The sequence below is a fragment of the Bisbaumannia salifodinae genome, from assembly GCF_055388505.1.
On the sequence record NZ_AP043781.1, the window covers coordinates 1,554,823 to 1,579,557 of the forward strand.

The 24,735-nt window shown below is 67.5% G+C and carries 23 protein-coding genes; 14 read left to right on the top strand and 9 right to left on the bottom strand.

What is annotated here, in order from left to right; genetic code table 11:
* Nucleotides 1-27: 27 nt before the first annotated feature.
* A complete protein-coding gene (locus ACZ5EF_RS07025) occupies nt 28-903 on the bottom strand; it encodes an NAD(P)-dependent oxidoreductase (protein WP_346063085.1) in 876 nt (291 codons plus the stop codon).
* A gap of 650 nt (nt 904-1,553) precedes the next feature.
* Between ACZ5EF_RS07025 and ACZ5EF_RS07030 the strand changes: the two genes are divergently transcribed.
* From ACZ5EF_RS07030 to trxC, 3 genes are all read left to right on the top strand, one after another.
* A complete protein-coding gene (locus tag ACZ5EF_RS07030; protein WP_346063084.1) occupies nt 1,554-1,868 on the top strand; it encodes a cupin domain-containing protein in 315 nt (104 codons plus the stop codon).
* A gap of 133 nt (nt 1,869-2,001) precedes the next feature.
* Nucleotides 2,002-2,784: a metallophosphoesterase gene (locus ACZ5EF_RS07035; RefSeq protein ID WP_346063083.1), complete on the top strand. Its 783-nt coding sequence runs from the start codon at nt 2,002-2,004 to the stop codon at nt 2,782-2,784.
* 68 nt (nt 2,785-2,852) lie between these two features.
* The gene (gene trxC, locus ACZ5EF_RS07040) at nt 2,853-3,290 is read left to right on the top strand and encodes a thioredoxin TrxC (RefSeq protein ID WP_346063082.1); all 438 of its coding nucleotides are present in this window, start codon (nt 2,853-2,855) and stop codon (nt 3,288-3,290) included.
* Between the two features lie 28 nt (nt 3,291-3,318).
* Here trxC and ACZ5EF_RS07045 read toward each other — a convergent pair whose 3' ends face one another.
* The 5 genes from ACZ5EF_RS07045 to ACZ5EF_RS07065 all read right to left on the bottom strand — a co-directional run bounded on the left by ACZ5EF_RS07045 (nt 3,319) and on the right by ACZ5EF_RS07065 (nt 8,475).
* Nucleotides 3,319-4,089, bottom strand: coding sequence for a copper resistance protein B (locus ACZ5EF_RS07045; RefSeq protein ID WP_346063081.1), 771 nt, complete (start codon nt 4,087-4,089; stop codon nt 3,319-3,321).
* Nucleotides 4,090-4,098: 9 nt separating this feature from the next.
* Nucleotides 4,099-5,928, bottom strand: a complete 1,830-nt coding sequence (locus ACZ5EF_RS07050) for a copper resistance system multicopper oxidase (protein ID WP_346063080.1) — start codon at nt 5,926-5,928, stop codon at nt 4,099-4,101.
* A gap of 74 nt (nt 5,929-6,002) precedes the next feature.
* A complete protein-coding gene (locus tag ACZ5EF_RS07055; RefSeq protein WP_346063079.1) occupies nt 6,003-7,325 on the bottom strand; it encodes a sensor histidine kinase in 1,323 nt (440 codons plus the stop codon).
* Nucleotides 7,312-7,977: a response regulator transcription factor gene (locus tag ACZ5EF_RS07060; RefSeq protein ID WP_346063078.1), complete on the bottom strand. Its 666-nt coding sequence runs from the start codon at nt 7,975-7,977 to the stop codon at nt 7,312-7,314. The genes ACZ5EF_RS07055 and ACZ5EF_RS07060 overlap by 14 nt, the downstream gene beginning before the upstream one ends.
* Nucleotides 7,978-7,986: 9 nt before the next feature.
* Nucleotides 7,987-8,475, bottom strand: a complete 489-nt coding sequence (locus ACZ5EF_RS07065) for a cupredoxin domain-containing protein (RefSeq protein ID WP_346063077.1) — start codon at nt 8,473-8,475, stop codon at nt 7,987-7,989.
* 277 nt (nt 8,476-8,752) lie between these two features.
* On the opposite strand from ACZ5EF_RS07065, the gene ACZ5EF_RS07070 reads away from it, so the two are divergent.
* The 3 genes from ACZ5EF_RS07070 to ACZ5EF_RS07080 all read left to right on the top strand — a co-directional run bounded on the left by ACZ5EF_RS07070 (nt 8,753) and on the right by ACZ5EF_RS07080 (nt 11,819).
* On the top strand, nt 8,753-8,893 hold the full coding sequence (locus ACZ5EF_RS07070; protein WP_346063076.1) for a hypothetical protein: 141 nt from the start codon (nt 8,753-8,755) through the stop codon (nt 8,891-8,893).
* Nucleotides 8,890-9,330 (top strand): DUF411 domain-containing protein, encoded by a 441-nt coding sequence (locus ACZ5EF_RS07075; RefSeq protein WP_346063075.1) that lies wholly within the window; start codon nt 8,890-8,892, stop codon nt 9,328-9,330. The genes ACZ5EF_RS07070 and ACZ5EF_RS07075 overlap by 4 nt, the downstream gene beginning before the upstream one ends.
* A 164-nt stretch (nt 9,331-9,494) precedes the next feature.
* Entirely contained in the window at nt 9,495-11,819 is a 2,325-nt protein-coding gene (locus tag ACZ5EF_RS07080; RefSeq protein ID WP_464123136.1) for a DNA polymerase II, read from the top strand.
* Nucleotides 11,820-12,001: 182 nt separating this feature from the next.
* On the opposite strand, the gene ACZ5EF_RS07085 is transcribed toward ACZ5EF_RS07080, so the two are convergent.
* From ACZ5EF_RS07085 to ACZ5EF_RS07095, 3 genes are read right to left on the bottom strand one after another with little or no spacing between them, the layout of a single operon-like run.
* Entirely contained in the window at nt 12,002-13,072 is a 1,071-nt protein-coding gene (locus ACZ5EF_RS07085; RefSeq protein ID WP_464123139.1) for a TRAP transporter substrate-binding protein, read from the bottom strand.
* 27 nt (nt 13,073-13,099) lie between these two features.
* Nucleotides 13,100-14,389, bottom strand: coding sequence for a TRAP transporter large permease (locus ACZ5EF_RS07090; RefSeq protein WP_346063072.1), 1,290 nt, complete (start codon nt 14,387-14,389; stop codon nt 13,100-13,102).
* A gap of 3 nt (nt 14,390-14,392) precedes the next feature.
* Nucleotides 14,393-14,944 carry a TRAP transporter small permease gene (locus ACZ5EF_RS07095; RefSeq protein ID WP_346063071.1) on the bottom strand — a complete coding sequence of 184 codons (552 nt, stop codon included), beginning with the start codon at nt 14,942-14,944 and terminating at the stop codon, nt 14,393-14,395.
* Nucleotides 14,945-15,320: 376 nt separating this feature from the next.
* Here ACZ5EF_RS07095 and araD point away from each other — a divergent pair, with 376 nt between their 5' ends.
* Genes araD through ACZ5EF_RS07135 form a run of 8 tightly spaced genes read left to right on the top strand, consistent with a single transcriptional unit; the run spans nt 15,321 to nt 24,709 of the window.
* A complete protein-coding gene (araD, locus tag ACZ5EF_RS07100) occupies nt 15,321-17,051 on the top strand; it encodes an L-arabinonate dehydratase (protein WP_346063070.1) in 1,731 nt (576 codons plus the stop codon).
* Between the two features lie 8 nt (nt 17,052-17,059).
* A complete protein-coding gene (locus ACZ5EF_RS07105) occupies nt 17,060-17,863 on the top strand; it encodes an HpcH/HpaI aldolase family protein (protein WP_346063069.1) in 804 nt (267 codons plus the stop codon).
* Between the two features lies 1 nt (nt 17,864).
* Nucleotides 17,865-18,746, top strand: coding sequence for an aldose 1-epimerase (locus ACZ5EF_RS07110; protein ID WP_346063068.1), 882 nt, complete (start codon nt 17,865-17,867; stop codon nt 18,744-18,746).
* Nucleotides 18,739-19,620, top strand: coding sequence for an SMP-30/gluconolactonase/LRE family protein (locus tag ACZ5EF_RS07115; protein ID WP_346063067.1), 882 nt, complete (start codon nt 18,739-18,741; stop codon nt 19,618-19,620). Before ACZ5EF_RS07110 ends, ACZ5EF_RS07115 begins: the two co-directional genes overlap by 8 nt.
* 45 nt (nt 19,621-19,665) lie before the next feature.
* Nucleotides 19,666-21,114, top strand: coding sequence for an NAD-dependent succinate-semialdehyde dehydrogenase (locus ACZ5EF_RS07120; RefSeq protein ID WP_346063066.1), 1,449 nt, complete (start codon nt 19,666-19,668; stop codon nt 21,112-21,114).
* 8 nt (nt 21,115-21,122) lie between these two features.
* Nucleotides 21,123-21,890 (top strand): SDR family NAD(P)-dependent oxidoreductase, encoded by a 768-nt coding sequence (locus ACZ5EF_RS07125; protein WP_346063065.1) that lies wholly within the window; start codon nt 21,123-21,125, stop codon nt 21,888-21,890.
* A 42-nt stretch (nt 21,891-21,932) separates the two neighbouring features.
* Nucleotides 21,933-23,954 (top strand): alpha-glucosidase, encoded by a 2,022-nt coding sequence (locus ACZ5EF_RS07130; protein WP_346063064.1) that lies wholly within the window; start codon nt 21,933-21,935, stop codon nt 23,952-23,954.
* Nucleotides 23,954-24,709, top strand: coding sequence for a sulfite exporter TauE/SafE family protein (locus ACZ5EF_RS07135; RefSeq protein WP_346063063.1), 756 nt, complete (start codon nt 23,954-23,956; stop codon nt 24,707-24,709). Before ACZ5EF_RS07130 ends, ACZ5EF_RS07135 begins: the two co-directional genes overlap by 1 nt.
* Nucleotides 24,710-24,735: the final 26 nt, after the last annotated feature.

Consider the following 24,735-nt stretch of genomic DNA (forward strand, 5'->3'; position numbering starts at 1 on the left):
CGGGGAGAGGCATCCCGACGAGTGATTTCAGTCCCGATAGGCTTCCACCAGGATGGCCGGGTCGTGCTCGCCGTGGCCGCGCCTGGCGTGAGCGCGCATCAACTGGGCGGCCAGGCCGCTCATGGGGGTGGCGCTGCCGCTGCGCTGGCTCTGGGCCACCGCCATGTCCAGGTCCTTGAGCAGGGTGCGCAGATGCCAGGGCGGGTTCGCGAAGTCCCCCGCCGCCATGCGCGGGGTGAGGATCTGGAAGGGCTTGGAGTCGGCGAAGCCGCCGGCGAGGGCCTCGGTCAGGCGGGTGGCATCCACGCCGCTGGCCTCGGCGAGCGCCACCATCTCGGCCAGCACCGCCGCCTGGCAGCCCACCACCATCTGGTTGCAGACCTTGGTGACCTGACCGGCCCCCACCGGGCCCATATGGGTGACCCGGGCGGCCAGCGGCGCCATCAGCGGGCGGCAGGCGTCGACCGCGTCGGCGTCGCCGCCGCACATGATGGCCAGGCAGCCCGCTTCGGCACCGGCCACGCCGCCGGAGACCGGGGCATCCACCCAGTCCATGCCGCAGGCGGCCTCGAGGCGGGCCGCGAAGTCGCGGGTGGCCGTCGGGTCGCTGCTGGAGAAGTCGATCAGCCGCTGGTCGGGGCGGCCATGGGCGGCCACGCCCTCCTCGCCGAAGACCACCGATTCCACCACATCGGTATTGGCCAGGCAGAGCATGATCACGTCGACCTCGGCGACCAGCTCGGCGACGGAGGCGGCGAGGCGGGCACCGGCCTCGCCCAGCGGTTCGGCCTTGGCGGGAGAGCGGTTCCAGACGGTGACATCGAAGCCGGCCGCCAGCAGGCGGCGGGTCATGGGGTCGCCCATCAGGCCGATGCCGATAAAGCCGAGGCGGGGGTGCGTCATCAGGGAGTCTCCGGCAGGGTCAGATGCCGGCAATAATGCGTTATGGAAAGCCTTTCCATCAACTCTCTGGGGACTCGAGGAGGCAGAGGCGAAGTTCAGGTGATACTTATTCTTGCGAAGGAGGCGACGATGACAGGAAAAATCACCAGTGAAAGCCAAGTTAATGGGGAGATGCACAAGAGTGATGCGCTCTGATGCGAAAAAGCCCCTTAGTGGTGCGGCACCGTGAGGTCGGTGGCAGAGCCAGACGCCATGCGATACGGGGATGTTTTTGTAACTTGCTGATAGTAAAGAAGTTGTAGAGAGAGTGGCATGGATTTCGAATAGGTAATGACAAGCAGAAGCCTCGGTCGCGAGAAAACCGGCCGAAGGGCAAGGAAGAGATCACGGGATCGACGCAGGGCGTCCGGGAGCAAGAACAACGAGAAGAGAGTGACGAATCGCGACATCGCCGGATAACGGCGATACACAGAGTGAGCTGGCGTGCTCCACCTGGCCTCCTTCGGGGGGCCTTTTTTATGCGTCTATTATTCTTGTTGTTGCCGCGACGCTTGTTATGGTGGCTTTTGTTGTTATTGGCTGTCCTCGCGTTATGGGAGGCATCATGACAGCTTGAGCGGTGCGAGCAATCCGACTTTGGTGGAGGGTGCATGACCGCCAACCTACTCGCCTCGCCATCCGAGGCGCTCCCCGAGGAAATCGTCGACGTACTGGCCCGGGGCCAGGGCGTGCGGGTGGAGCGCATCGTCTCCCGGGGACACGTCTCCGGCTGGTATGACCAGGCCGATCACGAGTGGGTCGCCCTGCTGGCCGGCGAGGCGCGCCTGGAGTTCGAGGACGGCGAGATCCGCCATCTGTTGCCGGGCGATCATCTGCTGATCCCCGCCCATCGTCGCCATCGGGTGGCCTGGACGCCACTGGAGCGCGACAGCATCTGGCTGGCGGTGCATTATCGGGCGGACTAGCCTCGGCCGAGTCGGGGGCAGGCGTTCTGCTATCCGGCCTTGCCAGGGCCGCACGGAATCTCATTAGTCGGCCGCTGGCGACTAACCAGTAGGCTAGTAGGATGGAATCATCGCATCGACACCGGAGGTCATAATGCGTCTACGGGTCCTGTCCGACCTGCACCTGGAACACTTTGATGATGGGCGAGAGCTGCCCATGGTGGCGGCGGATGTCGTGGTGCTGGCCGGCGATATCCATGCCCAGGGGCAGGGATTGGCCTGGGCCGCGACCCAGTTTCGCGACCAGCCGATCCTCTATGTGCCCGGCAACCACGAGTATTACGGCAGCTGCATGCCGGCATTGCGCCGAGAGCTGCGCGCCGAGGCGAAGCGGCTCGGTATCCATCTGCTCGATAACGATGAGGTGATCCTTAACGGGGTACGCTTCCTGGGCACCACCCTATGGACCGATTTCGCCCTCTATGCCGACGACCCGACCCAGGATTCCGAGCATACCGAGCGCGAGGCGCGGCGGCTGATGCCGGACTTTCAAGTGATCGAGCAGCCCGCCGGCGAGGCCTTTACTCCAGCGGCGAGTCGCGCCCTGCATGGGCAGGCGCTGGCCTGGCTCGAGGCGCAGCTCGCCAAGCCCTGGGCCGGCCCCAGCGTAGTGATCAGCCATCATGCGCCCCTGGCCCAATGCATCCCGCCCCGCTATCGGGGTGACCCGCTCTCGCCGGCCTTCGCCTCGCACCTGGAGAGGCTGATGGGGCGCATGGAGCTGTGGCTGCATGGCCATGTGCATGAACCGGTGGACCTCATCTGTCGCGGTACCCGGGTAGTGGCCAATCCCGGAGGCTACCCCGGTGAGTTCGAGCCATCGTGCTTCTGCCCCGAGGGCATCGTCTGCCTGCCTGGGGTGTCATCTCTCGGCTGACTTGAGGCCGGGTGGCCTCGCCCCCATCTTGGGGGGGACCTTAGGCCGATTTCGCTCCGGAGACTCCCATGTCCGATGCCCTGACTCTGGGTTGCCCCCATTGCCATGCCGTCAATCGCGTCAGCCGGGTGCGCCTGGATGATGGGCCGCGCTGCGGCAAGTGCAAGCAACCGCTGTTCACCGGAGAACCGGTGGCGCTGACCGCCGATAACTTCTCCGCCCTGGTGGCGCGCAGCGAGCTGCCGGTGGTAGTGGACTTCTGGGCCGGCTGGTGCGGGCCCTGCCAGATGATGGCGCCGCTCTTCGCCCAGGTCGCCCGGGAGCTGGAGCCGCGCATGCGCTTCGCCAAGCTGGATACCGAGGCGCAGCAGGCCTTGGCCGGGCGCTTCGGCATCCGCAGCATCCCCACCCTGATGGTGTTCCGCGAGGGCCGCGAGGTGGCGCGCCAGGCCGGGGTGATGCAGCCGGCCCAACTGGCCCAGTGGCTCATGCCGCACCTGGCGTAATGGTGCCGCCGCGGTCCCGCGGGTGGTGTCAGAACATCAGCCTGATCCCGGCGACGACGCCGGTATCTTCGCTGGGGTCGCCGTCGGCGCGGGCCAGGTCGGCGGTTTCCCCATAGCGTTTCTCCCAGTAGGTGCCGAGATAGGGGGCGACACGACGGGTGATCTCGTAGCGCAGACGCAGGCCGACGCGAACCGAGTTGAGCCCCTCGCCGACGCCGAACGCCTCGGCCTCGCCGGCGGCCACGGCGATCTCGGTGCGTGGCTGCAGGTACAGGCGCTGAGTGAGACGCAGGTCGTACTCTCCCTCGACGCTGGCCGAGACGTCGCCGTCGTCGCTGACTTGCAGCGCCAGGTCAGTCTCGATGCCGTAGGGCATCACGCCCTGGAGGCCGATCACGGCGTAGGTGCGCTCGGCATGGTCGTCGGAGAAGACCCCGCCCTGATAGCCGATGCCGCCCTGGAGCTCCCAGAAGTCGGCGATAAGGCGGCCATAGAGCAACTCCAGCGATTCGAACTCGGCATCCTCGCCGTCGCCCTGGACGTTCTCGCCTTCGGACTTCAGGTAGAGGCGGTTGACGTCGCCGCCGTACCAGGCCTGAAAGTCCCAGATTAGCGCTTCTTCGCCCTTGTCGGGCACGGCGTATTCCAGTCGCTCGAACAGTGCCATGCCCATGTTGTGCTCGACCATCGGGGCGGGCCAGTCGGGCGGGGCATCGTAGCCGTCCTCCGCCTGGGCGGTGGGGAGCGTGGCCATGGCCAGCAGGACGCCGGCCGCGGTTATTGAGGCTCGGGTAGTCATGGTTTCTCCTTACGACACCTCGACGACACGGAACATGCCGGCGTCCATGTGGTAGAGCAGGTGGCAATGGAAGGCCCAGCTGCCCTCGGCGTCGGCGGTGATCAGCGCCGAGACCCGCTCGCCGGGCTTGACGTTGAGGGTATGCTTGCGGGGAATCAGCTCGCCCTGGCCGTTCTCGAGCTCCATCCACATGCCGTGGAGATGGATGGGGTGTTCCATCATGGTGTTGTTGATCAGGATCAGTCGCAGGCGCTCATCCTTGGCGAAATGAATGGGGCCGCTTACCTCACTGAATTTCCGGCCATCGAAGGACCACATATAGCGTTCCATGTTGCCGGTGAGGTGCAGTTCCAGCTCGCGGCCCGGTTCGCGACGATCCGGCCAGGGAGTAAAGGCCTTGAGGTCGCGGTAAACCAGCACGCGGCGTTCATCGGGATCGATGCCGATGCCGGCCTGGTCGTAGCGGGAGCCCGGTTGTGCCGCGCCTGCCGCCAGCATGCCACCGGCGGTGATTCTGTCCTGTTCACCCGAGATGCCCGGCATGGCGGAATGATCCATCCCCGGCATATTGGAGTGATCCATGCCTCCCATGCCGGAGTGACCCATCCCCTCCATCGTGGAGTGATCCATGTCTCCCATGCCGGAGTGGTCCATTCCCTCCATCGTGGAGTGATCCATGCCCGCCATGCCGTGGGCGCCCATGGCCTCCATGCCGCGGTCGGCGATCCGGCGACGCTCGGGGAGCTCCGCCTCCATCCCCTCCCGGGGCGCCAGGGTGGCACGGGCATAGCCGCTGCGGTCCATGGACTCGGCGAAGAGGGTATAGGCGGTGTCGTCCTCGGGGGCCACCAGGACGTCATAGGTCTCGGCCACCGCGATACGGAACTCGTCGACGGGGACCGGCTGCACCGGCTGGCCGTCGGCGGCCACCACGGTCATCCTCAGCCCCGGGATGCGTACGTCGAAGTAGCTCATCGCCGAGCCGTTGATGATCCGCAGGCGAATCCGTTCGCCGGCCCGGAACAGCGCCGTCCAGTTCTCCTCGGGCGAATGACCATTGATCAGGTAGCGGTAGGTGCTGCCGGTCACATCGGCGATATCCCGCGAACTCATGCGCATCCGCGCCCACATGCCGCGCCGTTCGGCCGTCGCGGCGAAGCCCCGTTCGCGCACGTCGGCGAAGAAGTCGGCGACGGTACGCTCCTGGAAGTTGTAGTAACCCTCGGCGGTCTTCAGGTTGCGGAACACCGCCATGGGCTCCTCGAAGGTCCAGTCGGTGAGCAGCAGCACATGCTCGCGGTCGTAGCGGAAGGGCTCGCGCTCGGCGGCGTCGATGATCAGGGGGCCGGCATGGCCGAGCTGCTCCTGCAGGCCGGAGTGGCTGTGATACCAGTAGGTGCCGTTCTGGCGCACCGGAAAGCGGTAGGTGAAGGTCTCGCCGGGGGCGATGCCGGCGAAGCTGATCCCCGGCACGCCGTCCATCCCGGGGGGCAGGATCAGGCCATGCCAGTGAATGGAGGTGGGCTCGTCGAGCAGGTTGGTGACCCGCAGCACGGCATCCTGGCCCTCCCTGAGGCGAATCAGCGGCCCGGGGCTGGTACCGTTGATGCTGATCGGATGGGCTTCCTGGCCGGCGATTGGCAGTGATTCCCGACGGATCGCCAGGGACACCTCGGGCCCCTCCTCGACGCCCTTGGCATAGGCGCTGGTCTGGCCCCAGGGGTCGGCCCAACTGGGGCGAAGGCCCAGGGCGGCCGCCGATCCCAGGCCGAGGGCCGCGCCGCCTTTCAGGAGCTGGCGGCGGGACAGCGGCTGGGTGATGACTCTCGAACTTGCCATGCAGGACTCCCGTCAGTGTCTGGTCGGAGCCATCTTGAGGGGACAAGCTGAATTCGCCCTGAAAAAAACTGGCCTTACCCCGGCCGTAGGGGGATCGTCAGCTCGACCCTCAGGCCGCCGAGCGGGCTGGTGGCAAACCGAGTCTGTCCCGAGTAGCGCGATACCAGTTGCGTGAGGATCGACAGGCCCAGCCCGTACCCGGGGTGGCGCTCATCGAGTCGCGTGCCCCGCCGACCGAGACGGCACAGGTCGGCCTCGGCGACGCCGGGCCCATCGTCCTCGACGAGGATACGCAGGGTGTCCGTGATGGTGAGGCGGCAGGTCACCTCGCGGGTGGCCCATTTCCCGGCGTTATCGAGCAGGATGCCCAGCATTTCGGAGAGATCCTGGGCCTCGATGGGCACGCGCTGGTCGCTGGCCTGCGGCAGGCGCAGGGTGAACCGTCGATCCGGGTAGAGGGCGCGAAACAGCTCGATCAGGCGGGTGCCATCCCGGTGCGGGTCACTCATGCGCCCGGCATGGGGGCCGGCGATGCGTGAGTGCCGTAGCTGTGCATCCAGTTGGGCATGCACCTCCTCGAGGCGCCGCACCAACTTCTGGCGACGCTCGTCGTCGATGGGACGCGCCCCCCTCAGCACCTGGGTGACCGCCGCCAGCGGCGTCTTCAGGGCATGGGAGAGGTCGGCCGATGAGTCACGGGAGCGCTGCAGGCGAGCGTCGATCTCGTCCATGAAATGGTTGAGCTGCATGACCAGGCTATCCAGCTCCGAGGGCACGTCCGGGGAGAGGCGTTCCCGCTGCCCCAGGCGCAGTTCGCCCAACTGGTCGCGAAGCCGGGCGAGGGGAATCAGCCCCCGATTGACCGCCAGCAGATTCAGGGAGACCAGCAGCAACAGCAGCCCGGCGGCGATACCGCCGACCCACCAGTGCAACTGGTGCAGCCCCGCTTCGACCTGCGCGAAATCCTCCCCCACCAGCAGGACGCCGTCATTGCCGTTCATGGTGAAGTGGCGTCGATAGACCAGCAGGTGTTGCGCCTGCGCCTCGACCTCGACGAGGGCATCACCGGGGGCGTCGAGCACCTCGGCCAGGACGCCTCGCCAGTGGGGTGTCGAGGCGCTGATGTCATCGCCGAGGCGCAGCACATAGAGGTGGTGGAAGACCTGATAGCCACGACTCGCCGAATCGAGCAGGGCCGGCGTGGCCAACCGATCCTGGCGCAGCTGGTCGATGGCGTGGTCGGCCTCCCGTGCCAGCCGGGCCCCCAGGAAGTCGCGGGCCAGGTCCTGCAGCAGGATGCCGTGCAGCAGCCAGGTGGTGCCGGTCACCAGCAGGGCGATGCCGGAGAGCCAGGCCAGCAACCGCATCCGCAGGCTGCGTCGATCAATGCGAAACAAAGCGATACCCCTGGCCGCGCCGGGTCTCGATCCGCGACCTGCCGAGGTGGCGTCTCAGCCGCCCGATATAGACCTCGACCAGGTTGGGGGCCGCCGCGTCCTGATCCAGGGCATAGAGCTGATCGAGCAGGTGCGCCTTGGAGAGGATGCGATCGGGGTGGTGCATGAAGTAGCGCAGCAGGCGAAACTCGGTGCTCGTCAGGGAGTGCCAGGGTCCCCCGTCGACGCTGACGCTCTGGTTGGCCTCATCCAGGCAGACGCCGTTGAGCGAGAGTCGCTGGGAGAGGTGGCCGGAACGCCGCCGCAACAGCGCCTTGATCCTGGCGATCAGCTCGGGCTCGTGGAAGGGTTTGGTGAGGTAGTCATCCGCGCCGCCTTCCAGCCCCACGACCTTGTCTTCCCAGGTGTCGCGGGCGGTCAGGATCAATACCGGCAGGTCGCGACCCTGCTGACGCCACTGCCTGAGCAGCGCCAGGCCCGATCCATCCGGCAGCCCCAGGTCGAGGATGGCCAGCGCATAGGTCTCGGTGGCCATCAGTGACCTGGCCGCCCCCAGGGAGGTGGCCAGGTCGGTGCGGTAACCGTTGTCTTTCAGGCTCTCGGCCAGGCTCTCGGCGAGCAGGTCGTCATCCTCGAGAAGCAACAGTTTCATGCGGCAAGCTCATCCCTGGAACTCGAGGGTCCCGGACATGCCGGCCTCATAGTGGCCCGGGATATTGCAGGCGTACTCCAGGTCGTCCACATTCGCCGGGGCCGTCCAGACCAGCACCGCCGTCTCGCCCGGCGCGATGGTCACCGAGGGCATCTGACCGCCATGCGCCCCCTCGGCCATATCATGGCCGCCGTGTTCGCCATGGCCATGGCTGCCGCCCATCTCCAGCATCATCCGGCGATGAGCCTCCTGAGCCTCGGCATCGCCGATGACGAATTCATGCTCGAGATGACCGGTATTGGTGATCTCGAAGCGGAGGGTTTCGCCCGGGGCAATATCGAGCCCCTCGGGGGCGAACCACATGTCGCCTGCCTCGAAACGAATGGTGCGATCGATATCGGCCTCACCGGTGGCGTCATGGGAGCCGCCGTGTTCGCCGGCGGCGAAGGCGGTGGTCGCGGTCAGGCCGAGGAGCAGGGCCAGCAGCGTCTTGCGCATGGTGTCACCTCTTGCGTGGTGTCTGGGGAGGCTCGTTTATAGCGCACGAACCTGAAACGGGCCTGAACCCGTGGCGCCGGCGAGTGCACCCCGCGCCGCTTATCCTAGCAGCCGGATGCCACCCTCGGCAGTGGTGCGTCTGGGGCGAGCCATGCCTCGCCCCCCAGGAACCCTATACAGGAGCCCAGGGGACTTGACCTTGGGGCTACCCATAGGTGCTAGGTTCAGGCCGTTATCCCGGCGGCGCCTCGCCGGGGCCTGCCTCGGGAGCCGGGCCATGATGAATGCCGACTGCTTCGCCCTGATGGGCACCTGGTGGGGGTGGCTAATGCCGCTCGCCTTCCTGCTGTTGCTGGGCCTGGGTATCGCCGCGCTCGTCAAATACCTTTTCCTGTCCCACAAGGGGGATCGTCGATGAACCGTCACCTGATCGCGCTGCTTGCCGGTGGCATCCTGCTGCTGGGGGCCGCCACGGCCCAGGCCGCCTTGCCCCAGGAGGCCACCCTGTACAAGAACCCGCAGTGCGGCTGCTGCGATGCCTATGCCCGCCACCTGGAAACCCTGGGCATCGCGGTGACCGTGGTCGATGATATCGAGCTGGGCGAGATCAAGCAGGCCGCCGGAGTGCCCTATGGCCTCGGTGCCTGCCACACCGTGTCGCTGGGCGACTACTGGATCGAGGGCCATGTGCCGCTGGCCGCCGTCGAGTCGCTGTTCGAGGAGCGCCCCGCCACGGCCGGCATCGGCCTGGCCGGCATGCCCCTCGGCACGCCGGGCATGCCGGGCCCCCAGCGCGAACCCTACGAGGTCTATCGGTTCGAGGATCATCAGGCCTCGCCCTATATGACCCTCTGACGTCACCGGCCCGCCGCCCCTGCCGTCGGCGGTCGCCGTCCGAAGCGTCGGCATGCCGATGGCGCTAGAATGGCCCGAGAGTCATGGCATAAGGGTGGGCGGTGATCACACGGCAGGGGTTTTTGCTGACGCGGCACTGGGAGGAGGGCGCGGCAGGTACGCGGGTGAGCTTCTGGCTGGCCACCGACGAGGGGCCCCTGAGGGTCACCCTGGCGCCCCGGCCCTCGGTGGCCTTCCTGCCCGCCGGGCAGCGCCGGCTGGCCGAGCCCTTGTTGTCGAGAGAGCTGGCCGGCGAGGCCGAACTCCGCCCCCTTGAGCTTCGCGACTTCCAGCGGCGCCCGGTGCTCGGCCTCTATTGCCCCCAGTACCGCCAGCTGCAGCGCCTGGTGCGACGCCTGCGCGAGGCCGGCGTCGACTGCTTCGAGGCCGATATCCGCCCCCCGGAGCGCTACCTGATGGAGCGCTTTATCACCGCCCCGGTGGAAGTCACCGGCACCCCGGATGGCCAGGGCGGCCTGAAGGATGCCCGGCTGCGCCCCGCCCCGGATTATCGCCCGCCGCTTAGCATGGTGTCGCTGGATATCGAGACCAGCGGCCGCGGCGAGCTCTACTCCATCGCCCTGGAGAGCGGTGCCGAGCGCCGGGTGCTGATGCTGGGGCCGGCCAATGGCGAGGCCCCGGCGGAGCTCGACTTTGCCCTCGACTACTGCGCCAGTCGCGGCGAGCTGCTGGAGCGGCTCAATGCCTGGTTCGCCGAGGTCGACCCCGACGTCATCATCGGCTGGAACCTGGTGCAGTTCGACCTGCGTCTCCTCCAGAAGCATGCCGAGGCCCTGGGCGTGCCGCTGCGGCTGGGGCGTGGGAGAACGGCACTGGAGTGGCGCGCCCATGGCAGCCAGGAGAACTACCACTTCGTCTCTGCCCCCGGGCGGCTGATCGTCGATGGCATCGAGGCCCTGCGCGGTGCCACCTGGCAGTTTGCCTCCTTCAGCCTGGAGCATGTGGCCCGGACCCTGCTCGGCGAGGGCAAGGCCGTCGATAATCCCTACCAGCGCCTCGCGGAGATCGAGCGGCGCTTCGCCGAGGACAAGCCGGCGCTGGCCCGCTACAACCTCAAGGATTGCGAGCTGGTCACGCGGATCTTCGAGACGACCGAGCTACTGGCCTTCCTGCTCGAGCGGGCCAGCGTCACTGGGCTTCCCGCCGATCGCAGCGGCGGCTCGGTGGCCGCCTTTACCCACCTCTACCTGCCGGCGATGCACCGCCTGGGCTTCGTGGCCCCCAACCTGGGGGAGGGGCAAGCGGCGGAGAGCCCCGGCGGCTTCGTCATGGATTCCCGCCCCGGCCTCTACGACTCGGTGCTGGTGCTCGACTTCAAGAGCCTCTACCCGTCGATCATCCGCACCTTCCTGATCGACCCGGTGGGGCTGATCGCCGCCGAGGAGGAAGCCGACGCCGTGCCCGGCTACCTGGAGGGGCGCTTCTCGCGCCGCCATCATGCCCTGCCGGCCATCGTCGAACGGGTCTGGGCCGGTCGCGAGGCCGCCAAGGCCGCCGGCAATGCGCCGCTCTCCCAGGCGCTGAAGATCATCATGAACAGCTTCTACGGGGTGCTGGGCTCCAAGGGCTGTCGCTTCTTCGATGCCCGCCTGGCCTCGTCGATCACCCGCCGCGGCCACGCCATCATGCATCGCACCCGGGAGCTGATCGAGGCCGAGGGCTATACGGTGATCTACGGCGATACCGATTCCACCTTCGTGTGGCTGGGGCGGGCCTGCGAGGAGGTCGAGGCGGCGACTATCGGCCAGCGCCTGGTGGCCCAGGTCAACGGCTGGTGGCGCTGGCACCTGGCCGAGGAGCTGGGCCTGGAGAGTGCCCTGGAGCTGCAGTTCGAGACTCACTACCGGCGTTTTTTGATGCCCACCATTCGCGGCGCCGAGGCGGGCAGCAAGAAGCGCTACGCCGGCCTGGTGCGCGACGCTGCGGGGGAGGAGCGGGTTATCTTCAAGGGCATGGAGACGGTGCGCAGCGACTGGACGCCGCTGGCCCAGGCGTTCCAGCGCGAGCTCTACCGCCGCGTCTTCACCGGCGAGCCCTACCGGGACTATGTGCGCGAGACGATCAATCACACCATCCGAGACTGTGTGGCGCGGCTAGAGGCGGGGGAGGAGGACGATCGGCTGGTCTATCGCAAGCGGCTGCGCCGGCGACTCGACGACTACCGGCGCAATGTGCCGCCCCAGGTGCGTGCCGCGCGGCTGGCCGATGAGCATAACGCCCGCCTGGGCCGGCCGCCCCAGTACCGGAACGGCGGCTGGATCCGCTACGTGATCACCACCGCCGGCCCCGAGCCCCTGGAGGCACGGCACTCGCCCATCGATATCGACCATTACCTGAGCCGCCAGCTCAAGCCGGTGGCGGACGCCATCCTGCCCTTCGTCGGCGACGACTTCGATGCCCTGATCGACCGCCAGCTGGGGCTGTTCTAAGCAAGCCTGGGGCGGCGTCGACCTTCGACCGACACGGATCGACCGCCAACTGGGGCTGTTCTGAATCGGGAGCGACGTCGATCTTCGACCGACGCGGATCGACCGCCCACTGGGACTGTTCCGAGGGCGCCAACGACAACGCCCCGGGCTGGGCCGGGGCGTGTACTCACTCTTAGCTTAACTCATTGCAGCACAGAGGCACGATCGGCATCGATCCGCTCCTGAGCCCGCTCTCGCGCACCTTCGAACTCGGCGATAAAGCGTTCGCCCTGCTCGCCGAAGTTTTCCAGGTACCACCCACGAACCGGCTCGGCCAGGGCGCGGAACTCGGCCATCTCCTCCTCGGTGGGAGTGTAGAACTCACCACCGGCCTCACGCCACTGGCGGTAGGCCTCCAGTTCCTTGCGCGGCTGGATACCGAACTGCACGGTGGACATCATGGCCGCACCATCGGCCACCACGCGCTGCTGCTCCGGCGTCAGTGACTGGAACTTCTGGTTTCCCATCAGCCACATGGACGACATATAGGCGTGATTATCCAGGGTCATGTAATTGATAACTTCCTGGAAGTTCATATTGGTGATATCCGAGATGGAGTTGAGGGTGCCGTCTACCACTCCGGTCTGCAGGCCGGTATAGACCTCGAGCCAGGGGAGCGGAGTCGGAGAAGCATTCATCTCGCGTACCATGATCTGCTGGATTTCCGACTCGATGGTACGGAAGCGCAGGCCTTCGGCATCGGCAGGGGTGCGGATTTCCCGCTCGCCATTAACAATATTTCGCCAGCCGCCGGTCTGGGTCATCGCCATTAGGCGAATGCTGTCGTTGCTGGCCTCGAGAATCTCATCCCGCAGGAAACTGGTGAACTGCGGATCGGTGAGCATGGTCATGGCAGCGCGATCATCCGGAAAGGCGTAGGGAATATCCAGGCCCTGGATCGGCGGATAGATGGCCGCCACGCCGCCGGCGGTGGCGGTGAAGAGGTCAACGATACCGGCCTGCATGGCCTCGAAACACTCGTTGGCGGAGCCGCAGAGCTGGGCGCCGACGAAGATGTTGACATTCACCTCCCCGCCGGTGCGGCTCTCTACATAGTTCTTGAACACCTGGGCGGCGTCATATTCTTGGTCTTCTTCGTTGGCCAGGAACACCAGGTTGAGGTCGGTGGCCTGGGCCAGGCCGGCGGTGCCCAAGGCGCCGCCCAGCAGCAGGGCGGAGAGGGCTTTCTTGGCGTGCTTCATCGTCATTTTCATTATTCTCCTCGGGATGGAGGGTGGGGGTCAGGCGACATACCCGAACAGCCTCGGCAGGGCCAGGATCAGGTCGGGGATGTAGACCAGGGCGAAGAGGATGGCTATCTCCACCAGGAAGAGCGGCAGCATCTCCCAGGCGATCTTCTCGATGCGTTCCTTGCTTATGCTGCTCACCACGAACAGCACCAGCCCCATGGGTGGGGTGATCAGGCCCATGATCAGGGTGATGCTCATCACCACGGCGAAGTGGATCGGGTCGACGCCGACCCCGACCATCACCGGGGCCAGGATGGGGCCCAGGATCAGGATGGCCGGGCCGGCATCCATGATGGTGCCCACCGCCAGCAGGAAGGCCACCACCAGGAAGAACAGCAATCGTGGGTCATCGGTGATCGAGAGGATAAAACCGCTGACTAGCTGCGGGGTGCCCTTGAGGCTGATCAGGGAAGCGAAGGCCACGGCGGCACCCACCAGCAGCAGGATCACCGCCGAGTTGAGGGCTGCCTTGCCGAACAGCCGCGGCAGGTCCTGGAAGCGGATCTCGCGGGTGACGAAGAGCCCGAGAATCAGCGCATAGAAGGCGGCGATGGCGGCCCCCTCGGTGGGGGTGAAGATGCCGCCGACGATGCCGCCGATCAGGATCAGGGGAGTGAGCAGCGGCATGAAGGCGGTAATGAAGGCCTGCCACTTCTCCGCCCAGCTGGCCTTGGGCAGCGGCTCGGGAAACTCCTTGAAGCGTGCCATGATGGCGATGGTGATCATCAGCCCCACGCCGATCAGGATGCCAGGCACCACGCCACCGGCGAACATGCCCGCCACCGAGACGTTCATGATAAAGGCGTAGAGGATGAAGATGCCGCTGGGGGGAATGATGCTGGCGATCACCGCCGAAGCGGCGGTGATCGCCGCCGAGAAGCGGTTGGTGTAGCCGGATTCGCGCATCGCCGGAATCATTACCGAGCCCATGGCCGAGGCATCTGCTACTGCGGAGCCAGAGCCGCCGGCGAGCATCAACGAGGAGGCCACCGAGACCTGCCCCAGTCCCGCCCGGCGGTGACCGATCAGGGTCTCGGCGAAGCGCACGATGCGCGTGGTGACACCGCCGGCGGTCATCAGCTCGCCGGCCAGGATAAAGAACGGCAGGGCCATCAGTGGGAAGCTGTCGATGCCAGCGAAGAGGCGCTGGAACAGCAGGTTGAGGAACACTGGTTGACCTTCCAGCAACAGACTCACCCCCGGCGCGAAGAGCATCAGGAAGACGATGGGCATGCCCGCGATCAGCAGGAAGAGGAAGATCCACAGATAGGCGAAAGTCATGGGTCACACCTCGGCGTTGCTACCGGTACTGGACCGGTCCTGCGCATGGGGCAGGGCATGGGGAAAGAAGAGGCCATGGCTCAGGCGCAGCACGCGTTCGAGAGAGCTCAGGGCGGTGAGGGCGAAGCTCAGGGGCAACACGTAGTAAACCTGGGCCATGCTGATGCCCAGCGACAGGCTGACGGTGGTGGCGCCACGCTCGATGCGCTCGAAGCCGAGCTTAATGCACCACAGCAGCACCGCCAGGATGCACAGCTCCAGCAGTAGCTGCAGCAGCCGCCAGGGGAAGGAGTCACGAAACCAATCGGTGGCGATCTCCAGGCTGGCGTTCAAGCCTTGCCGATGGGCGGCGGGAAAGAACAGGAAGGCCATCCACACCATCATGAAACGGGCCAGTTCCTCGGTCCAACCGAAGCTGTCGTTGAGCACATAGCGAAAGACCACATGGGTCACCATGATGCCCAGCATGGCCACCAGCAGCAGGGTGGCGGCATAGCCCGCCCAGCGGGTCGTGAGCCCGTTGAGGCGGTCGAGTAGGGCGATAAGCTTTGGCATGAGTCGCCTCCGGAAGGCAGTCCCGCTCCCGGGGGAGGGTGCCTGTATCGTTGTCATTGGTGATCGGCCAGGACGTCTCATCATGATTCGTCGTAGCGCTGCGAAAAATGGTAGGTGGGCCCCAGGAGACTGTCAAGCGGGGCGAGGGTTTTGCCGCTCAACTTGCCTTAGACAAAGGTATGATCTTCACCCAGGATACTCATCCTGACGGCGATTATGGCCGATAGGGGGCGGCTCGAATCGGCCTGGTCGGGGGCGCAAAGGTGGCTCTGGTTGACACTGGGAGAGTCTCGCGTCTATATTTTCGTAGCGCTACGAAACTGAGGGTGAGCGTCAGCCCACGCCGACCGCCCGCCATGACCTAGAGGCAGACGAGATGAAGGAACAGCGACGCAAGATCGAAGAGCTGCGCAGTCAGCGCTGGTACGACTCCCAGGACATGCGGGGCTTCGCGCATCGCCAGCGTACCCAGCAGATGGGCTTGCGACGCGAGGAGTTCATGGGCAAGCCGGTGGTGGGCATCATCAACACCTGGAGCGATCTGAGCCCCTGTCATGCCCACCTGCGTGACCGTGCCGAGGCGGTAAAGCGTGCGGTCTGGGCCGGCGGCGGCTACCCGGTGGAGTTGCCGGCGCTGTCGCTGGGCGAGGTGCTGGTCAAGCCCACTACCATGCTCTATCGCAACTTCCTGGCCATGGAGGCGGAAGAGCTGCTGCGCTGCCATCCCATCGACGGGGTGGTGTTGCTGGGCGGCTGCGACAAGACCACCCCGGCGCTGCTGATGGGGGCCATCAGCATGGATATCCCGGCGATCTTCTGTCCGGCGGGACCGATGCTCAACGGCAAGTGGCGGGGCCAGACCCTGGGGGCCGGTACCCATACTCGCAAGTACTGGGACGAGCTGCGCAGCGGCAATATCACCCAGGAGGAGTGGGTCGACCTGGAGTCGCGGATGACCCGCTCCAACGGCACCTGCAACACCATGGGCACCGCCTCCACCATGACCTCCATTGTCGATGCCATGGGCCTGACCCTGCCTGGGGCCTCGAGTATCCCCGCCGCCGACGCCGCCCATATCCGCATGGCCTCGGCCTGCGGCAGTCGCCTTCTCGAGATGATCTGGGAAGACCTCAAGCCCTCGGACATCCTGACCCGGGCCAACTTTATCAATGGCGCCAAGTGCTATATGGCCCTGGGCGGCTCCACCAATGCCGCCATCCACCTGATCGCCCTGGCGCGGCGTGCCCGGGTCGAGCTGACCCTGGGTGACCTGGACGCCGTGGCCCGGGAGATCCCGGTGCTGAGCAATATCTTCCCCTCGGGGCAGTACCTGATGGAAGACTTCTACTATGCGGGCGGGCTGCCGGCGCTGCTGACGCGCCTCGCGCCACATCTCGACCTGGGTACCACCAGCGTCAGCGGCCGCACCCTGGGCGAGGACCTGGCTGGCGCCGAGTGCTACAACGACGACGTGATCCGCCCCCTGGACAAGCCGGTCTGCGCGGGGGCGGCCCTGGCGGTACTGCGCGGCAACCTGGCGCCGCGGGGGGCGGTGATCAAGCCCAGTTCCGCGGATCCACGCCTGGTGAAGCATCGTGGCCGGGCGATCGTTTTCGACAATCATGCCGACCTGGTGGCGCGTATCGACGACCCCGAGTTGGAGGTGACCGCCGACAGCGTCCTGGTGCTGCGCCAGGCCGGGCCCAAGGGGGCGCCGGGGATGCCCGAGTGGGGCGCCCTGCCGATCCCCAAGAAACTGCTGGCTCAGGGGGTGCGCGACATGGTGCGCCTCTCCGATGCGCGCATGAGCGGTACCCACTATGGGACCTGCGTGCTGCATATCGCCCCGGAATCGGCGGTGGGCGGCCCCCTGGCGCTGGTCCGCGACGGCGACGAGATCGAACTGGACGTGGCGGCCCGGCGCCTGGCGCTGTGCGTCGACGAGGCGGAACTGGAGGCCCGGCGCCAGGCCTGGCGAGCGCCCAGCCCGCGCATCGACCGGGGCTATACCGCCCTCTACCAGGAGCATGTGACCCAGGCCGACCTGGGCTGCGACTTCGACATCCTGCAGGACGGCCAGCGCCAGGACGAACCGGAAATCTTCTGAGGTGACCCATGACGACCCTACCCAAGAACCGCTTCAAGCAGTGGCTACGTGACCCCGCCAAGGTGCCGGTAGGCACTTGGCTGATGACCGCCAGCCCCAACGTGGCCGAGGCCATCGGCTGGGCCGGCTTCGACTTCCTGGTGCTCGATATGGAGCATGTGCCGGTGGACTTACCCCAGGCCATCGCCATCATGCAGGCGGTGGCAGGCACGCCGACGGAGCTGGTGGTGCGCCTGCCGTGGAACGACCCGGTGATGGTCAAGCGGGTACTGGACAGCGGCGCCCAGAGCCTGATGTTCCCCTATGTGCAGAACGCCGAGGAGGCCAGTCGGGCGGTGCGCTCGACCCGCTACCCCGGCAAGGGCAACCGGGGCGTGGCCGCGGTGCATCGGGCCAGTCGCTACGGCACCGTGACCGACTACCTGCAGCGGGCCGACGAGGAACTGGCGGTGATCCTGCAACTGGAGACCCCGGAGGCCCTGGCGGAAATGGAGGCGATCGCCGCGGTCGGGGACGTCGATGCCCTCTTCGTGGGTCCGGGGGATCTCTCCGCGGCCATGGGCCATATCGGCGAGATCCGTCATACCGAGGTGCAGGCCGCCATCGCCGCCGCGGTGGCCGAGAGTCGCCGCCTGGGACTGCCCTGCGGCATCGTCGGCGCCGAGCCGGGCCTGGTGGGCAACTACCGCGACCAGGGCTTCGGCTTCGTGGCGGTGGGCTCCGACATGAGCCTGATGATGTCCCGGGCCAAGGAGTACGTGGCCACCCTCAAGGGGCAGGTGGCCGAGGCCACCGACAGCGGCGTCTACTAGCATGCCGCTGCTACGCCATGGCGACTTGGAGGCCGGGCTGGCGCCCGCCTGTGGCGGCGCCTTCACGCACCTGCGCTGGAAGGGGCAGGAGCTGCTCCGGCCCCTCGCCGGGGAGCCGGGGGCGCTACCCGAGGGACCGCGGCATAGCGCCGGCTATGTGCTGGCCCCCTATTCCAACCGTATCGCCGAGGCGGCCTTCCCCTGGCAGGGTGAGACCCTGCGACTGCGCCGCAACTTCGGCGATCACCCCCACAGCTTGCACGGCTTCGCCTGGCAACGGCCCTGGGCGTGCCGGGACGCGGGGCAGCAGCATGCCACCCTGGTGCTGTCTCACTCGGGGGACGCGGACTGGCCCTGGCGCTGCCTGATCTATCAGGAGGTCCGCCTCGGCCCGGGGACGCTGTCGCTGAGCCTGGGGCTGGTCAATCGCGATACCCGGGCCATGCCGGCGGGGCTCGGCTGGCACCCCTACTTCCATCGCACTCCCGAGGTGCGGCTCGGCTTCGCCGCCGAGGCCCTGTGGCTCAACGATGACCGGCAATTGCCGCGGCGCCGTGTTCCGCCGCCCGAGGCCTGGGACTTCCGCCGGGCACGGCGGCTGGGCTGGCCGGGGCTCGATCACTGCTATGCCGGCTGGTCGCGGCGAGCCCTGATCCACTGGCCGGAGTACCGGCTGCGATTGCATCTTGCCGCCAGCGAGGGGCTCGACCACTTGGTGCTCTTCACTCCCGAGGGGCGCGACTTCTTCGCCCTGGAGCCGGTGAGCCACGCCAATGCGGCGCTGAATCACGACGCGCCCCGGGCCCAGGGGGTACGGGTCCTGGTGCCGGGGGAGTCGCTGACCTGCCATCTGCAACTGACACTCGAGGAAGACCATGGCTGATACCACCCTGCGCACCGTGCTGCCGGCCCAGGCCGCCCTGGGGGAGTGCCCCCTGTGGGCCGCGGACGAACAGGCCCTCTACTGGGTCGATATCGAGGCGCCGAGCCTCAACCGCTTCGACCCGGCCAGCGGGGATAACCGGAGCTGGCCGCTGCCGGAACATATCGGCTGCGTGGGGCGTCGTCGCGGCGGTGGCTTTATCGCCGGCCTGCGCTCCGGCCTGTGGCTGCTGGATGAGGTGGCCCGTCCCACCCACTGTATCGCCCGACCCGTGGCCGATACCTCCATCAGCCGCTTCAACGACGGCCGCGTCGATCCCTGGGGACGCTTCTGGGCGGGCACCATCCATGAGCCCCGGAACGTGCCGGCGGCGGCGCTCTACCGGGTCGACGCCACGCTGGCCTGCCGGCGCCTGGCCGGCGAGGTCAAGGTCTCCAACGGCCTGGCCTTCAGCCCGGACCGGCGCTGGGCCTACCACGCCGATACCCCCAACCATGTCATCTACCGCTATCCCCTGGATCCCGACAGCGGAGAGATCACGGGGCCCCGGGAGGTCTTCCGGCGCTTCCCCATCGGCCAGGGCCGCCCGGACGGCGCCGCCGTGGACGTCGAGGGCCATTACTGGACGGCCCTCTACGAGGGCGGTCGCGTGGTGCGCCTGTCGCCGGCCGGCGAGATCGTCGCCGAGTACCCGGTGCCGGCGCGTTGCCCGACCATGTGCGCCTTCGGCGGCCCCGACCTCAGGACCCTTTATGTGACCTCGGCGCGCCACGGGCGTCCGTCGGATGAGCTCGAGGCCTATCCCGAGTCTGGCAACCTCTTCGCCATGCGCGTGGCGGTGGCCGGCCAGGCGGAACCCCAATTCATCGGCTAGGGCGATGGCCCCGGCCCGGATACGACCAACTTAGAGGAACTGGCGATGCTGACACTGAAGGATGCCACCCTGCGCCGCGAGGCCTGCCTGGTGGGCGGCGAGTGGATCGCGGCCGATGACGGCCGCGTCGATGACGTGACCAATCCCGCCGACGGCAGCCGGCTGGGGCGGGTGCCGCGCCTGGGCGAGGCGGAGACCCGGCGCGCCATCGATGCCGCCGAGGCGGCCCTGCCGGCCTGGCGGGCGCGCTCCGCCAAGGAACGGGGAACGCTGCTGCGCCGCTGGCATGACCTGCTGCTGGCGCACCAGGAGGACCTAGCAGCGCTGATGACCGCCGAGCAGGGCAAGCCCCTGGCCGAGGCGCGTGGCGAGATCGGCTTCGCGGCAAGCTTCTTCGAGTGGTTCGCCGAGGAGGGGCGGCGCACCTATGGCGACGTCATCCCCAGCCCCCAGGGCGATCGCCGGCTGCTGGTGGTCAAGCAGCCGGTGGGCGTCTGCGCCGCCATCACGCCCTGGAACTTCCCCGCCGCGATGATCGCCCGCAAGGCCGGGCCGGCGCTGGCCGCCGGCTGCACCATCGTCATCAAGCCCGCCGCCCAGACCCCCTATTCGGCGCTGGCCCTGGCGGAGCTGGCCCAGCGCGCCGGCATCCCCGCCGGGGTGGTCAATGTGGTGACCGGCGAGGCCCGGGCCATCGGCCGTGCCATGACCGAGAGCCCCAAGGTGCGCAAGCTCACCTTCACCGGCTCCACCGGGGTCGGCAAGCTGCTGCTGCGCCAGTGTGCCGATACCGTCAAGAAGGTCTCCATGGAGCTGGGCGGCAATGCGCCTTTTATCGTCTTCGATGACGCCGACCTGGAGAAGGCCATCGAGGGGGTGATGCAGGCCAAGTTCCGCAACGCCGGCCAGACCTGCGTCTGCGCCAACCGCATCTTCGTCCAGGCGGGCATCCATGACGCCTTCGCCGCGCGTCTCGCCGAGGAGGTGGCCAGGCTGCGGGTGGGGCCGGGCGCCGAGGAGGGCATCCAGGTGGGGCCGCTGATCGATGCCGCCGCCGCCGACAAGGTGGTCGAGCAGCTCGACGATGCCCTGGCCAAGGGCGGCGAGCTGCTGGTGGGCGGCGAGCGCCGCGGCGCCACCTTCCTGACCCCGGCGGTGATCGCCGGCGCCACCCCGCAGATGGCCTGCTTCGGTGAGGAGACCTTCGGGCCCCTGGCCCCGCTGTTCCGCTTCGAGGACGAAGCCGAGGTGGTGGCGCTGGCCAATGCCACCGAGTATGGCCTGGCCGCCTACTGCTATACCCGCGACCTGGGCCGTGCCTGGCGTCTCTCCGAGGCCCTGGAGTATGGCATGGTGGGCATCAACAATGGCCATGTCTCCACCTGCGAGGCGCCCTTCGGCGGCGTCAAGCAGTCGGGGCTGGGCCGGGAAGGGGCCCATCAGGGCATCGAGGATTACCTCGAGACCAAGTACATCAACATGGCCATCGACTGAGGCGACCCATGAACGACTACCACGACGTCAGCTACCGCTCCCTCGACGACAAGCGGGTGATCATCTCCGGGGGCGCCTCCGGCATCGGCGCCGAGCTGGTCCGCGCCTATGCCGCCCAGGGGGCGCGGGTCGCCTTCCTGGATATCGACCTGGCCGCCGGCGAGGCGCTGGCCGCCGAACTGGGCCCCGGGGTGCGTTGCCACGCCTGCGATGTGCGCGATATCCCGCGCCTGCAGGCGGTGATCAGCGAGATCGAGGCGGCCCAGGGACCCACCCAGGTGCTGATCAATAATGCCGGCCTCGACGACCGCCATCGCCTCGAGGAGCTCACCCCGGAGTACTGGGACAACTGCCAGGCCATCAACCTGCGCCACCATGTCTTCGCCACCCAGGCGGTGCTGCCGGCCATGAAGGCGGCGGGGCAGGGGGCGGTGATCAACCTGGGCTCGATCTCCTGGATGCGCGGTCGCCCCGGCATGGTGGGCTATACCGCCGCCAAGGCGGCCATCAACGGCCTGACCCGGACCCTGGCCCAGGAGCTCGGCGAGCACGGCATCCGTGTCAACTCCCTGGTGCCCGGCGCCATCCTCACCGAGCGCCAGGAGCGGCTGTGGCTGACCCCGGAACTCGACCAGCGCTTTCTCGACCAGCAGGCCCTGAAGTTTCGCCTGCGCGCCGATGACGTGGCGCGCCTGGCGCTCTTCCTGGGCTCCGACGAGAGCCGGGGTTGCACCGGCCAGAACTTTATCGTCGACGCCGGCCTGACACTCAACTGATCGGCGGGCGCCGCGGCGCCGCCCCTCCCAGCGGAGAATTCCATGCAAGTGATTCATCAAGACGACCGGCTCAGCCTGCGGCTGGGCGGCGACGCGCTCCTCGACCACGCCCCCGGGGCGCCGGCCTTCTTCGTCGGCCGCGGCCGGGAGCGCATGGAGATGTACCGCGGCAACTTCGAGATCGAGGATTACCTGGAGAGCCGTGAGGCACTGGGGCATCTGACGGTGAGCGAGGCGAAGGCGGGGCTGCGCCTGGAGTTGCGCCGCCACGCCACCGACGAGGTGCAGCTGACGCTGCGCCTGGTGGAGCTCGAGGACGGGGTGCGCCTGGAGACCCTGGCGGTGGCCGAGGGCATCAATCGCTTCTGGCTGCGCCTGGCCGCCCAAGGGGCGGAGCGAGTCTGGGGCGGCGGCGAGCAGATGTCCTACTTCGACCTGCGCGGGCGCCACTTCCCGCTCTGGACCTCCGAGCCGGGGGTGGGCCGCGACAAGTCCACCTACGTGACCTGGCAGTCCGACGTGGTCAACCGCGCCGGTGGCGACTACTACCACACCAACTACCCCCAGCCGACCTTTATCTCTTCGCGGCGCTATTTCTGCCACCTGGAGACCAGCCACTACGCCGACTTCGACTTTCGCCACGCCGAGTTCCACGAACTGCAGGTGTGGGGGCTACCGTCGACCATCCTGCTGCGCGAGGCGCCGACCTTCCTGGCGCTGGTGGAGAAGATCAGCGCCACCTTCGGTCGCCAGCCGCCGTTGCCCGACTGGGTGCATAACGGCGTGATCCTGGGCCTCAAGCGGGGCCAGGCCCATGCCGAGGCCAAGCTGGCCGAGGCCCTGGCCAGCGACATGGCGGTCTCGGCACTGTGGTGCGAAGACTGGGCCGGGGTCCGCGAGACCAGCTTCGGCACCCGACTGTTCTGGGACTGGCGCTGGCAGCCCGAGCGCTACCCGAGCCTGGATCGCCTGATCGGCGAGCTGCGCGAGCGCGACGTGCGCTTCCTGGGCTATGTGAACCCCTACCTGTGCGTGGACGGCAGCCTCTTCCCCGAGGCCGAGGCCCGAGGCTACCTGGCCACCGATGGCCAGGGGCAGACCGCCATCGTCGACTTCGGCGAGTTCGACTGTGGCGTGGTGGACTTCACCAACGAGGCCGCCTGTGCCTGGTTCAAGGACGCCATCCTGCGCCGCGAGATGCTCGATTTCGGCCTCTCCGGCTGGATGGCCGACTTCGGCGAATACCTGCCGGTGGACGTCAGTCTGCACAATGGGGTCTCCGCCAAGGTGGAACACAACCGCTGGCCGGTGCGCTGGGCCCGGGTCAATGCCGAGGCGATCGCCGAGGCGGGGCTGACCGAAGAAGTCACCTTCTTCATGCGTGCCGGCTACAGCGGTGTCCAGGGCCACTGCCCGCTGCTCTGGGCCGGCGACCAGTCGGTGGACTTCTCCCACCATGACGGCCTGGTCACGGTGATCTGTGCGGCGCTCTCCTCGGGGCTGATGGGCAATGCCTTCCACCACAGCGATATCGGCGGCTACACCAGCCTGTTCGGCAATACCCGTGATGCCGAGCTGTTTATGCGCTGGGCGGAGATGGCGGCCTTCACTCCGGTGATGCGCACCCATGAGTCCAATCGTCCCACCGAGAACGTCCAGTGGTTCGACGACCCGCAAGTGGCTGCCCACCTGGCCCGGATGAGCCGCCTCTACGTCCACCTGGCCCCCTACCTCAAGGTGCTGGTGGCGGAGGGCAGCGAGCGCGGCATTCCGGTGCAGCGCCCGCTGTTCCTGCATTTCGAGGACGACGCCGAGGGCTACGCCATCCAGGACCAGTACCTGCTGGGGCCGGACCTGCTGGTGGCACCGGTCCATGAAGCGGGGCGCCACGACTGGTCGGTGTATCTGCCCGCCGGGGTCGAGTGGGTACATCCCTGGAGCGGCGAGCGCCATGCCGGGGGCGGGCGGGTGACGGTGGCCGCCCCCTGCGGCGAGCCGCCGGTCTTCTACCGCGCCGATAGCCAGTGGGCGGGGCTGTTCGCTGACCTGGCGAGCCGGGCCTGATGGGCACGGCCGAGACCCTGATGTTGCTGGGCTGGGTGGCCGTCGCCACCTATGCCCAGACGGTGACCGGCTTCGCCTTCGGGCTGATCCTGATGGGCGGGGTGGTGCTGTCGGGGCTGGCGCCGGTGGCCCTGGTGGCGATCCTGATCAGCATCCTCAGCCTGTTCAATTGCGCCCTGGCGCTCTATCGCAACCTGGGCAACCTGGACCGGGAGATCGTGCTGCTCTGCTCGCTGAGCGGCTTCGTGACCCTGATCCTCGGGGTCTGGACCCTGGATGCCCTGAGCGGTAGCCAGGCGCACTGGCTGCAGTTGATCCTGGGGGTGGCGATCCTCCTCAGCAGCCTGATGCTGGTGGCGCATCCGCTGCCCAAGCGGGTGCGCTCCGGGCGCGTCTCCTTCCTGTTCTTCGGCGGCCTCTCCGGCTTTATGGGGGGGATGTTTTCCACCTCGGGGCCGCCACTAGTCTTCCACTTCTATCGCCAGCCGCTGGGCCTGGCGGTGATTCGCGATTGCCTGCTGCTGATCTTCGCCATCAACTCCCTGCAGCGGCTGGTGGTGGTGGGCATTCAGGGGCGGCTCGACCTGCGCATTCTGGGCCTGGCGACGACCGCCATCCCGGTGGTGATGCTCTTCACTTGGCTGGGACGGCGCTATCCGCCGCCGCTCTCCGAGGCGAACCTGCGCCGGGTCGCCTTCCTGCTGCTGTTCGCCTCCGGCCTGAGCCTCTGCCTCTCGGCCCTGCTTGCGGGCTGATTCCTCCTCATTGCGATACCGACACT